The following is a 12,520-nucleotide window of genomic DNA, read 5'->3' on the forward strand; positions in this document are numbered from 1 at the left end:
TGTCTGAACATACCGGACTCGTGAAAACAAAGCTGACCTGAAGCGGAAATCGGATGAATGGCAGCAGGCGTCTGTAACGTCGCCGCGCCGGTTTCTCTCTCTATTCCGACCGGGTTATTGTTTTTATTCGGAGTCGGGTAAGGTTTTTTAGTTTTTAGATAATTGTTGTTATAAGGCCGTCTGAAACTTTGTATCCGCCGTTTCAGACGGCCTTTCACGTTAACGCGCCAAAGGTTCGGTGCGTTCAATCAGCCATGCTTTGGCCGCGCCTTCTGTCAAAGGCTCAAGACGGCGGCGCACTTCGGCGTGATATTGGTTCAGCCATTCGATTTCGCTACCGGTCATCAGTTTGGTATCGATGAGGCGCGTATCGATTGGGCAGAGGGTAACGGTTTCAAAATACAGGAATTTGCCGAACTCGGTTTCCTCTGGGTTTTCAACCGGACGGTTGATTACCAGGCTTTCGATACGGATACCCCATTTGCCCGGACGGTAAAGACCCGGCTCGTTGGAAGTCAGCATGCCTGACTTCATCGCGTGATGCGGTTGCGGCACAGCGGCAACGGCAATACTTTGCGGGCCTTCATGTACATTGAGGAAATAGCCCACGCCATGACCTGTACCGTGACCGTAATCGCATTGCGCCTGCCAGAGCGATTTGCGGCAGATGGCATCAATCATCGGGCCTTTGATGTTTTCAGGGAAAATGGTTTCCGCCAGAGAAATATGCGCTTTCAACACCAAAGTGTAGTCGCGTTTCATGGCCGCACTCGGATTGCCGACAGGCACCACGCGCGTGATGTCGGTCGTACCGCCCCAGTATTGGCCGCCAGAATCAATCAGCAGCATACCGTTGCCTTTGATTTTGCTGTTGTTTTCCGGTGTCGCGCTGTAATGAGGCAAGGCAGCATTGGCATTGTAGCCGGCGATGGTGTCGAAACTTGGCGAAATAAAGCCGGGACGTTGGCTGCGGTGTTTATAGAGCATGCCATCGATGTCCAGCTCGCTCAATTCGCCGCCGTCTGCCAAGATTTGTTCAAACTCGGCAAAGAAGCCGCACAATGCCGCGCCGTCTTCCGCCATGGTATTGCGGATATGGGCAATGTCGGCATCGGATTTAACCGATTTGAAGAATGTGCTTGGGTGGATGGCTTCAATCAAACGGACGTCTTCAGGCAGGCGGCGCAAAGTACCGACTGCGGTTTTGTTCGGATCAATCAGCAATGCGCCCTTAACGTCTGCCAAATAGTCCGCCGCTTGCGCATAAGGCAATACTTCAAAACCTGCCGCTTTCAAAGCTTCGGCAGATTCGGCTTTCAGACGGCCTGCATCGGTAAACAATACGGCTTTGTCTTGGCTGATAAACAGATGGGACAAGAACACGGGGTTGAACGGCACATCATCGCCGCGCAGATTGGTAATCCAAGCGATGTCGTCCAAAGATGAAACCAAATGCGCATCTGCGCCCTGCTCTTTCATGGCCGTACGGATACGGGCCAATTTTTCGGCCGCCGTTTCGGAAACGTAGTCGGGATGGTGAACGTAGATTTCCGGAGTCGGCAATGCAGGACGGTCGTCCCACACTTCGTCCAACAAGGTTTCAGGATATTCGAGGCGGATGTTTTTGGCGGCAAGTGCCTGTTTCAAACCGCGCTCGCCGCTGAGTGCGAACATATCGGCAGGCGCGCCGACGACTGCACCCTCGGGCAGATTTTGTGCCAACCACTCGGTATAAGGCGCATCAACGCCCATTTTTTGCAGCTCGATGCCGTTTGGAGAAAGCTGTTGGCCGGCCTGTTCCCAATAGCGGCTGTCCGTCCACACGCCTGCTTTATCGGCGGTTACCACCAAAGTGCCGGCCGAACCGGTAAAGCCGGAAAAATCGCGACGTGCCTGCCAATGCTCGGGCAGGTATTCGGAAAGGTGAGGATCGGCGGAAGGAATGACAAACGCGTCCACGCCATGTTTTTTCATGGCTTCGCGTAAAACGGACAAACGTTGTTGTACAGATTTCATGTGTTATGTCTCCTGTTGTTTCAGACGGCCTCTGTCATCAAGGCCGTCTGAAAACTTGTGCTGTCTATAATCAATCTATTTTTTCGGTGCGAACGACCAGCTTTTGACCGTGTAGTTCCGCAAAGGGTCTTTGTCGGAATAGCCGATAATATCGGGTTTGACCATACGCACTTCAACCTGATGATACAGCGGAATCAGTGCAGCGTCTTCTTGAAGCTGCTTCTCCGCATCGGCATAAAGCTGGCTGCGCGCTTCCTTGCTGACACCATCTTTCAGCGTATTGTTCATAAATGTATCAAACGCCGCGCTTTTGTAGCGGAATGCATTGTTTGAGTTGTTGGATTTCAAGATATTGAGCATACCCGCCGCATCATTGAAGTCGGAACACCAGCCGCTGAACGAAACCTTGAAATTGCCTTGCGCGCGCGTATCCAAATAAGTTTTCCATTCCTCGTTGGACAAAGTCGGACGGATAAACGGAATGGCGGCTTTCCACACCGACTGCACGGCAGTAATTTGTTTTTTGGACGCTTCGCTGGTGCTGTACAAAATATCAAACTCAAGCGGATGGTCATCGTTGTAGCCTGCTTCGTTCAACAGTTTGCGCGCGGTTTCGATGCGTTTTTCAGGCGTCCACTCTTTCCACTCCGGATAAACAGGAATCACACCCTGCATTTGCGGCGGCGTCAATTGGAACGCAGGCGTATCGCCACGGCCGCCCACTTTGACGACGATGTCGCGGCGCGTCAGCATATTGAGCGCCTTGCGGACACGCGGATCGTTAAACGGCGCCGCTTCGTGGTTCGGCTCCAAATACCAGCTGCACAAAGAAGTCGTGCGTCTTACTTGGCCGGGAAACTCAATATCCGCCACTTTGACCTGATCGCTGGGAATGCCGTAAGTTACGTCAATTTCATTGGCGCGATAACGGTTGTATTCACCGCTACCTGACAAGAAAACCGCCTTCGGAATGGCTACTTTGTCTTTATCGTAATAATTGGGATTGCGTTCCATATTGATGTGGCTGTTGACTTTCCAATCCTTTAACAGATAAGCGCCACTGGAAACATAATGACCGGGCTGCGTCCACTTGTTGCCGTATTTTTCAACAGTGGCGCGGTGAACTGGAAAAGTGAATTGCTGAATCAGCATATCAGGGAAATAAGGTACAGGCGCAATCAACGTAAATTGCAGGGTCTTCGCGTCCAACGCCTTGACGCCCAATGTCTCAGGCTTGGCTTTGCCGTTTAATATATCTTCCGCATTTTCCACTTGGGCATCGACCAAATAGCTGCCGAAAGGTGCGCCGGTGGCCGGATCGGCAAGACGGCGAAAGCTGTACACGAAATCTTCGGCAGTAATCGGATCGCCATTGCTCCATTTGGCATCACGCAGATGGAAGGTCCAAACACGCTCGCCCTCGCTCTCCCATTTTTCCGCCAAAGCAGGAATGGTTTTGCCTTCGGCATCCGTACCGACCAAACCATCCATCAACTGACGGATAATCGCACCGGCCGCCATATCGCCGCTCATCTGAGGATCCAGCGTGCCTGGCTCGACGCCGTTGCTGACTACCACGCGCTCATAATCGGTACGCTTAAACTCAGGAGCAGGCTTAACATCGCGGCTGCACGCCGACAATGCGAATACGGCAGCCAATGATGCAGTCAACAGCGGGTAGGTTTTTCCGGCCATATTTCATTCCTTCTTTTGGGTATTCTTCTTTTTCAGACGGCCTGATTATTCAAACTACACTTAACTACAAATATTTGAGGTTTTTAAACCCAGTTAAAGCCTCTATTTTTAGATATAAAAATAGTGTTTAAAACTACCTATACCATCGAAATAAAAGCAGCCGTCTAAGATTGTCGGCAAATTAACACAAAAATACGTAACTGAAAACTATTTTTCAATTTATCCTACGATAAGTTACAAATGTATTGATTTTTTATGATTTGTCAAATAAGATTATCCGAACTCTTTCGCCATAAGCAAGAAAAAGACATAAAAAGGAGAATCAAATGAAGAAGTTATCTTACTTTATTGCCACTGCCCTCATAGGCTCTTCCCTAAGTGCCGCCCACGCCGAACCTAAAATGAGCGGCACCATCTACATCATGACCGAGGTCGAACACAACAATAAAACCGGCGTCACCAATACAACCATTTCCGATAAAAGTTCCAGTCTTTATCTCTCCGATGAAGTACGACTCAACAACGACTTATGGCTGAAATGGCAACTTGGCTCCTTTATTTACTTCGATTCCGACCGCTGGGGCGGCTGGGGTACTGCCGACTCATACGTCGCGCTCAACAGCTACAAAAACCTCGGCACCGTCAAAATGGGTTACATCAGTACGCCCATGAACAGCATTTATCTGAACCCGTTCGACACCAACAGCCCGATTTTGGAGTTCGGCAAAATTTCTCGCTTCGGCCAACGCCGTGTTTCCATGGCTTATGAGTCGCCTTGGAAAAACGGTTTCCAATTCAAATTCAACGTTTCCCCCGGTTCCAATGCCGCACGCAACAACAATGACTGGAATCCGGACAAAAAACGTGACGGCGACTGGGTCTTCGGTTGGGGTGTAGACTACTACCACCCAAACAACGGCTTTAACGCACACTACGCTGCCGAATACGCACCCAACGACTCTCCGACCGAAACCAAAGACTTCCAAGCCCATGCATTCATGGCCGGATACAGCAAAGACAAAATCTCCGTCGATGCCGCGTTCCAATACGCCAAAAACACTTGCGATGGCTTCAGCTGCTGGGGCGTATGGAAAGATGCGGCAGGCAACGTAGCCGGTTCTTACGACAAAGAAATCAACAACACCAAAGAATTTATGGTGTCCGGCTCATACAAAGTGGGCAATTTCAAACCTCAAATCGGCTTTGCCTACGGTAAAAGCTCTGTCGGAGAAGACTACAAACACGTCGCCGTCAGCACCGATTACAGCTTCTCCAAACGGACGACCGCCACACTCGGCGCCGGCTGGTTGAAAGAAAACGTCAATCCGAAATACGAAGAAGATTTGCCGAAAAAATCTTCTTACGCCGTGGGCATGGTATTCAAACACCGCTATTAATGTCTGACAGATTAAAGGCCGTCTGAAACAATTTGTTCAGACGGCCTTTTCTACATCCTATAATTAAACTTGCAGCCCACCTTAAAAATCATTACATTGCCCACACTCAAGCAACAAAAACGTCATCATGAACGCCCACCGCACCCTCATCATCTCCGTTTTTATCGTCGCCAGCTGCGGCCTCGCTTACGAGCTCATCATCGCCGCGCTCGCAAGCTATCTTTTGGGCGACAGTATTTTACAGTTTTCCTCCGTCATCGGGCTTTATCTGTTTTCAATGGGTATCGGCGCCCACCTGACCCAATACATCAAAGATAAAGACGTATTGCACCGCTTTATCGAAATCGAACTTCTGGTCGGCATCATCGGCGGCATTTCCGCACTGGCATTATTTGTGGCCTTCGGTTTATCCGCCGCCCCGTTCCGCACCCTGCTCTACGCTTTTGTACTGATTGTCGGCATGGTTGTCGGCATGGAAATTCCTTTAGTCATGCGCGTGTTAAACCAAAAAGGTGCGGAATTTAAAGAACTCGTTTCCAAAGTATTGACTTTCGACTACTTGGGCGCACTTGCCGTCTCGTTATTATTTCCGCTCCTGCTCGCCCCCAAACTCGGCATGGCGCGTTCCGCCTTGTTGTTTGGCATCTTCAACGCCGCCGTCGCCTATCTGACCGCCCGCGTATTCAAATCCGAATTACCCCGCTATCACGCCATCCGTACGCGTGCGTTTATCGTATTGACCGTGCTCATTACGCTCTTCATCTACGCCGACCGTATTTCCTTTAAAGCCGAACAAAGCTATTTCGGCGATCCCGTCGTCTATCAAAGCCATTCACCCTACCAACGGCTGGTCGTGACACGCTGGAAAGACGACACCCGCCTCTACATCAACGGCAACCTGCAATTCTCCTCACGCGACGAAGCCCGTTACCATGAAGCACTCGTTCTGCCTGCCATGCAGATGGTTCCCAATGCAGAACGCGTCCTGATTCTCGGCGGCGGCGACGGATTGGCGGCACGTGAAGTCTTAAAATATCCGCAGGTCAAAAATGTTACTTTGGTCGATCTCGACCCCGACATGACCGCCACTTTTAGAACCTCCGCCACCTTGAGCGCGCTCAACCAAGGCTCGCTGTCCCATCCCAAAATGCACATCGTCAACGACGATGCCGCCAAATGGCTGGAAGGGTCGTCTGAAAAATTCAACGTTATCATCATCGACCTACCCGACCCGTCCAATTTCTCGCTGGGCAAACTCTACTCCGTCCCCATGTACCGCCTCGTTGCCCGTCATCTTGAGCCGCAGGGCAAGATTGTTGTGCAATCGACTTCGCCTTATTTCGCCCCTAATGCCTACTGGTCGGTCGTTGCCACCCTCGAAGCGGCCAAGTTGAATACCGCACCCTATCATGTCTACGTCCCTTCCTTTGGAGAATGGGGATTTGTGTTGGCAGGGCTTGACCAAAACTTCCCCATTCCGCAAAAATTCGACGTACCCACCCGCTATCTCAATGCCCAGACCGTTGCCGAAATGTTCCGTTTTCCGCCTGATATGGCAAGGCGCAAGGTGGAAGCAAATTATTTAAACAACCAAATTCTCGTCAGTTATTTTGAAAGCGATTGGAACAATGTGATGCGATAGAATATCTAAAGGCCGTCTGAAACATCTGTCTTCTTTTTATCCCCGTTCAGATGGCCTCATCGCCCGTTTACCCTTTTTCACACAGCATTTGCTTGAAAAAATAAGGTTTATCTTTATCTAGATAGAACACAATCGACACTATCCGTTGAATGAAGGAACAAACTCTTATGCAGTATTTTGGAATCGGTTTTTTGGTTTTAATCTTTTTGGAAATCATGTCCATCGTCTGGGTTGCCGACTGGATAGGTGGCGGCTGGACGCTGTTTGTGATGGCTGTCAGCTTTATCAGCGGTATCTTTATGCTGCGCCATACCGGCATTTCCGGCCTTTTGCTCGCAGGCGCAGCCGTCCGCAGTGGCCAAAACATTTCCCTCTATCAGATGCTGTGGCCGATTCGCTATACCGCCGCCGCGGTTTTCCTGCTCAGTCCCGGTTTTATTTCAACCGCCGTTGCCCTGCTCTTGCTGATTCCGTTTAAAGGCAATGCGACCGTTTCTTCTGCGCAGTCTTTCCAAAGCCGTCAGACTTATAGCTCCGCCAAAGAGGATGAAGACATTATCGAAGGCGAATACACGGTTACGCGCACCAGCAAAGCCGACAAACCGCAAGACTATATCGAACACAAACCCGATTGACGACTGCCTTCATAACAGGCCGTCTGAATTAGGAATACCTCAAAAGTGTTTCCTATTTCAGACGGCCTTCGTCATTTCCAGGCTTTGAAAATGTAAATATCGGTTTGTAATTCGGTTATTCCGCATAAATCATTTAAAATAAGTAGCTATTTTGATTCTAAAAACGACACGGTACCCAATGAACGTTCAACGTCTTTTCCCTCTCTCCCTCAGCTTGATTACCGCCGCTGTTTTATCGGCGTGCGCCACCCAAAACACACCGACTGCTTCGAAAACTGAAACCGTCGTTCAGCCTAAATCCACTTCTATTCCTTCACGCCGCGCCGACAGCGAATCCAAAGTCCTGTCCGATTACAGCCAATACCAAAGCGCCATCGATGCCGCCAAACGCGGCGACGATGCTTGGGTTCAACAATTTTTATCCCAAGCCAGCGACAGCGCAATGACTGAAAACGTCCGCAACGAATGGCTGAAAACCTTGGGCGCACACGGCCAGTGGGATTTATTCCGTCAAGAATTCGGCAAATTGAACGCCGCCGGCGTCGCACAAGAAGTGCAATGTTATGCCGATTTGAGCAGCGGCAATTACAGCAAAGCCGCCGAGCTGGTTCGCGTGACCGGCAAACTGCCTGCCGGCTGTACCCGCTTAGTTGAAAGCGCGGCAGCTTCAGGCCGTCTGAACACCAACGACGCATGGCGTCGCGTGCGCGGCTTGTTGAGCAACAGCCAAACCACGGATGCACGCAACCTCGCCGCCGCATTGGGCAGCCCGTTTGAAGGTGGCGCGCAAGGTGCGACCGAATATAGCCTGTTGAGCGTAATCGGCAAAGATGCACGCAAATCCGCTTCTGCCGCCGCTACCCTGTCCGACATGGAATCAGGCCTCAGCCGCGAACAACGCAGCTTCGCATGGGGCGTATTGGGCCACTACCATGCACAAAGCCAAAACATGCCGACTGCTTTGAGCTACTACGGCCGCGTTTCCGACCGCAAGCAACTGACCGACGAACAATTGGAATGGTACGCACGCGCCGCTTTGCGCCTGCAACGTTGGGACGAATTGGCAAGCGTAATTCAGCATATGCCTGAAAAACTGCAAAAAGACCCGACATGGCAATATTGGCTGGGTCGCAGCTTTGCCGCACAAGGCAAAGGCAGCCAAGCCAAAGAAATGTACGAAAAAGCCGCCGCTTCCGGCCGCAATTTCTACGCAGTATTGGCAGGTGAAGAGCTGGGCCGCCGCATCAATACGCACAACAACGTTTCCGATGCCGATGCCAGAGACGTCCGCCGCATGAGCGAAGACGGTACCATCAAACGCGCATTGGTTCTGTTTAAAAACAGCCAAAGCAACGGCGACTCCAAAATGCGCCGTCAGGCACAGGCAGAATGGCGTTTTGCCACCCGCGATTTCAACGAAGACAACCTGCTGACTGCCGCGCAAGTCGCTTTTGACAACCAATTCTACGACATGGCAATCAACAGCGCAGACCGTACCGACCACAAGCTCAACTACAAACTGCGCTACCTCTCTCCGTTTAAAGACCTGACCGTCCGCTATGCCGCACAGGCAGGCGTTGACCCTGCATGGGTTTACGGTTTGATTCGCCAAGAGAGCCGCTTTGTCATGGGCGCTCAATCCAGCGTCGGCGCACAAGGCCTGATGCAGGTCATGCCTGCGACCGCCCGCGAAATCGCCGGCAAAATCGGCATGAGCAGCAGCGAACTCTACACCATGGACGGCAACATCCGCATGGGTACTTGGTACATGGCAGATGCCAAACGCCGCCTGCAAAATAACGAAGTGATGGCCACCGCAGGCTACAATGCCGGCCCAGGCCGCGCCCGCAACTGGCAGGCTTCTTCGCCTTTAGAAGGCGCGATTTACGCCGAAACCATCCCATTTACCGAAACCCGCGACTACGTGAAAAAAGTCATGACCAACGCGACTTATTACGCGTCATTGTTCAACGAACCGCAAACTTCGTTGAAACAACGTATGGGTACGGTTCCCGGCCGTTATTAATACCCGATAGGCCGTCTGAAAAGTGCGACAGAATCAAACGTTCAGACGGCCTGAAACCTTGACAGACTATCGGGTTTATAAGATAATCGCCCGATTGTTTCTGACCGCAAAGGTCACTTGCACGGCAAAAGCCGACTTGTTAGGAGGTGATGTTTACATCACGGCGCGTATCCCGCCCTGCCCTAGGCAAACCAGCGATACAACAACTCTCCCATTATGACAAACCGTCCTCTATTTCTTAAAACGGTTTGATTGAACAAAATTTAAAGGAAATAAAATGCCTGCTATTCGTGTTAAAGAGAATGAACCATTTGAAGTTGCCATGCGTCGTTTCAAACGTGCCGTAGAAAAAACCGGTCTGTTGACCGAACTGCGCGCCCGTGAAGCGTACGAAAAACCAACTACCGAACGCAAACGCAAAAAAGCTGCTGCAGCTAAACGTCTGCAAAAACGTCTGCGCAGCCAACAACTGCCTCCTAAAATGTACTAATTACAGGCCTGCCCTGTGATAAACGACACACCGCAAGGGCAGCTTTGCGGTGTGTTTTGTTTTTCAGACGGCATTTTTTATATAAAGTGAGAACATTATGAGCCTAAAAACACAATTAACCGAAGACATGAAAACCGCCATGCGCGCCAAAGACCAAGTGTCTTTAAGCACCATCCGCCTGATTAATGCCGCCATCAAACAATTTGAAGTAGATGAGCGTACCGAAGCCGATGACGCAAAAGTCATCTCTATCCTGACCAAGATGGTGAAACAGCGCAAAGACAGCGCCAAAATCTACACTGAAGCCGGCCGTCAAGATTTGGCTGACAAAGAAAACGCGGAAATCGACATCCTCAACCGCTACCTGCCGCAAATGATGTCCGCAGAAGAAATCAAGACTGTCGTTGAAGCAGTCATTACAGAAATTGGTGCATCAGGCATGGCCGATATGGGCAAAGTCATGGGCGTATTGAAGACCCGCCTGGCTGGCAAAGCCGACATGGGCGAAGTCAACAAGGTTTTGAAAACCGCATTGACTGCTTAATCCTCAATAATCAAAAAGGCCGTCTGAAATATTATTTTCAGACGGCCTTTCTTATTGTGCCAATCAAGCAGCAGTTACTTTACCTTCATGACGCAACAAAGTAATCAAATCGCTGATACGTTTTTTCATGGAACGGCGATCGACGATTTGGTCGATTGCCCCCTTCTCCAACAAGAATTCTGCACGTTGGAAACCTTCCGGCAAGGTTTCACGTACAGTCTGCTCAATAACGCGTGGACCTGCAAAACCAATCAGCGCATTCGGTTCTGCCAAAACCACATCGCCCAAGAAGGCAAAGCTGGCAGATACACCGCCCATGGTTGGGTCGGTCAATACGGAAATAAACGGCAGACGTTTTTCAGTCAGCAAATGCAAAGCCGCGCTGGTCTTCGTCATCTGCATCAAAGAGTTAATCCCTTCCTGCATACGCGCACCACCGGAAGCCGCCACGCAAATAAACGAACAATTATCTGCAACGGCACGACGTACCCCCTGAACGAAACGCTCACCCACGACCGAACCCATAGAGCCGCCGATAAAACGGAATTCAAACGCAGCCACAACGACAGGCAGGCCGTTCATGGTGCCTTTCATAACAACCAATGCATCGTCTTCGCCAGTTGCTTTACGCGCAGCTGCGAGGCGGTCGGGATATTTTTTGCTGTCTTTGAATTTCAGCGGGTCGGTCGGTTTAATATTGGCTGCAATCTCTTCACGGCCTTCTTCATCCAAAAGCAGGTCCAAACGTTCGCGCGCAGAAAGCGGATTGTGATGATTACATTTTGGGCAGACTTCGCTGTTTTGTTTCAACTCGGTTGAGTAAACCGTTGCCGAACAAGACGGACATTTGTGCCACAGACCTTCAGGGACGCTGGACGAACTGCTTCGGTTTTTAATTTTCGGAGGAAGAATTTTATCTAGCCAGCTCATGAATGACTCCTTAGGATTCAGAATTCAGACGGCCCGTTGAATATAAGGCCGTCTGAAACAATGGAATAAAAAATATTAGCGAATCGCGTCTTTCAACTCTTTAACCAACACGCCTACCGCTTCGGCCTCGCTACCTGCGTGGCTTTCAATCTCTTTGACGATACGGCTGCCGACAATAACGGCATCCGCTACCGCACCAATTTTACGCGCATTCTCCGCATTATTGATGCCGAAGCCGACACCGATCGGAATATCGATGTATTTGCGCAAAAGCTCTATTTTACGCGAAACTTCTTCAGTATCCAAACTTGCCGCACCGGTCACGCCTTTGAGCGATACATAATACACAAAACCGCCGGCCACTTTGGCAATCGTTTGAATACGCTCCTCAGTTGTTGTTGGCGCAATAAGGAAAATACAATCAATACCTTGCGCTTTCAGCGACTCATGTAAAGGAGCAATGGTTTCTACAGGAGAATCCACAGTCAATACGCCATCTACGCCTGCTTCGGCAGCCGCTTGCGCAAACGCTTGATAACCCATTTTATGTACTGGGTTCAAATAGCCCATTAACACAATCGGCGTTTTATTATTGGTTTGGCGGAACAAACGTACTGTTTCCAATACGTCGTGCAAAGAAACATGATTTGCCAACGCCCTTTCGGCTGCACGCTGAATGGTCGGACCATCCGCCATCGGGTCAGAAAACGGCACACCCAGTTCCAAAATATCAGCACCATTAGCCACCAGGCTATGCATCAATGCCAAGGTTGTCTCAAGGCTGGGATCACCCACCGTAATATAAGGAATCAGTGCTTTTGCGCCATTGAGCGCTGAAAAAGTTTGTTGGATTCTGCTCATTTTCTGCTATCCATTTCATCGATTTGAATGTTGTCCGACAACCTGTTTATTCTGCCGTTACATTTGTTTTAAAAACCTCAGTCTGCCATGAAAAAGCGGCATTTATCCGCATTATCTAATGACTGTTTCTTCTCAATCGGCAAACAAGAGGCTAAGTATAACATTTACGGCTATTTCATAGAATCATTTGCAATCAAGATTCTGATATTTTAAAAGCAATAAAAAACAATAAAGGCCGTCTGAAAATCATTCAAACAGCCTTTATTAGAATCAATTATGCAAAT

General features: G+C 49.9%; 10 protein-coding genes. 6 read left to right on the top strand and 4 right to left on the bottom strand.

Annotation, left to right across the window (positions count from 1 at the left end; genetic code table 11):
* Nucleotides 1-219 precede the first annotated feature (219 nt).
* A complete protein-coding gene (locus tag HMPREF2608_RS07510) occupies nt 220-2,016 on the bottom strand; it encodes an aminopeptidase P family protein (protein ID WP_070826498.1) in 1,797 nt (598 codons plus the stop codon).
* Between the two features lie 75 nt (nt 2,017-2,091).
* On the bottom strand, nt 2,092-3,711 hold the full coding sequence (locus tag HMPREF2608_RS07515) for an ABC transporter substrate-binding protein (protein WP_070826499.1): 1,620 nt from the start codon (nt 3,709-3,711) through the stop codon (nt 2,092-2,094).
* Nucleotides 3,712-4,037: 326 nt separating this feature from the next.
* Here HMPREF2608_RS07515 and HMPREF2608_RS07520 point away from each other — a divergent pair, with 326 nt between their 5' ends.
* The 6 genes from HMPREF2608_RS07520 (at nt 4,038) to HMPREF2608_RS07545 (ending at nt 10,445) form a co-directional block, all read left to right on the top strand.
* Nucleotides 4,038-5,108: a porin gene (locus HMPREF2608_RS07520; protein ID WP_070826500.1), complete on the top strand. Its 1,071-nt coding sequence runs from the start codon at nt 4,038-4,040 to the stop codon at nt 5,106-5,108.
* 124 nt (nt 5,109-5,232) lie between these two features.
* Nucleotides 5,233-6,750: a polyamine aminopropyltransferase gene (locus tag HMPREF2608_RS07525; RefSeq protein ID WP_349267273.1), complete on the top strand. Its 1,518-nt coding sequence runs from the start codon at nt 5,233-5,235 to the stop codon at nt 6,748-6,750.
* 167 nt (nt 6,751-6,917) lie between these two features.
* Nucleotides 6,918-7,385, top strand: coding sequence for an FxsA family protein (locus HMPREF2608_RS07530; protein ID WP_070826502.1), 468 nt, complete (start codon nt 6,918-6,920; stop codon nt 7,383-7,385).
* Nucleotides 7,386-7,563: 178 nt separating this feature from the next.
* On the top strand, nt 7,564-9,411 hold the full coding sequence (locus tag HMPREF2608_RS07535; RefSeq protein ID WP_070826503.1) for a lytic transglycosylase domain-containing protein: 1,848 nt from the start codon (nt 7,564-7,566) through the stop codon (nt 9,409-9,411).
* A gap of 277 nt (nt 9,412-9,688) precedes the next feature.
* The gene (gene rpsU / locus HMPREF2608_RS07540; RefSeq protein ID WP_003680926.1) at nt 9,689-9,901 is read left to right on the top strand and encodes a 30S ribosomal protein S21; all 213 of its coding nucleotides are present in this window, start codon (nt 9,689-9,691) and stop codon (nt 9,899-9,901) included.
* A 97-nt stretch (nt 9,902-9,998) separates the two neighbouring features.
* Nucleotides 9,999-10,445 (top strand): GatB/YqeY domain-containing protein, encoded by a 447-nt coding sequence (locus HMPREF2608_RS07545; RefSeq protein ID WP_070826504.1) that lies wholly within the window; start codon nt 9,999-10,001, stop codon nt 10,443-10,445.
* A 63-nt stretch (nt 10,446-10,508) separates the two neighbouring features.
* On the opposite strand, the gene accD is transcribed toward HMPREF2608_RS07545, so the two are convergent.
* Nucleotides 10,509-11,375, bottom strand: a complete 867-nt coding sequence (gene accD, locus HMPREF2608_RS07550; RefSeq protein ID WP_070826505.1) for an acetyl-CoA carboxylase, carboxyltransferase subunit beta — start codon at nt 11,373-11,375, stop codon at nt 10,509-10,511.
* A gap of 75 nt (nt 11,376-11,450) precedes the next feature.
* Nucleotides 11,451-12,236 (bottom strand): tryptophan synthase subunit alpha, encoded by a 786-nt coding sequence (gene trpA, locus HMPREF2608_RS07555; RefSeq protein WP_070826506.1) that lies wholly within the window; start codon nt 12,234-12,236, stop codon nt 11,451-11,453.
* Between the last annotated feature and the right edge of the window lie 284 nt (nt 12,237-12,520).

The organism is Neisseria sp. HMSC064D07 (genome assembly GCF_001837185.1).
Taxonomy (GTDB): domain Bacteria; phylum Pseudomonadota; class Gammaproteobacteria; order Burkholderiales; family Neisseriaceae; genus Neisseria; species Neisseria flavescens_C.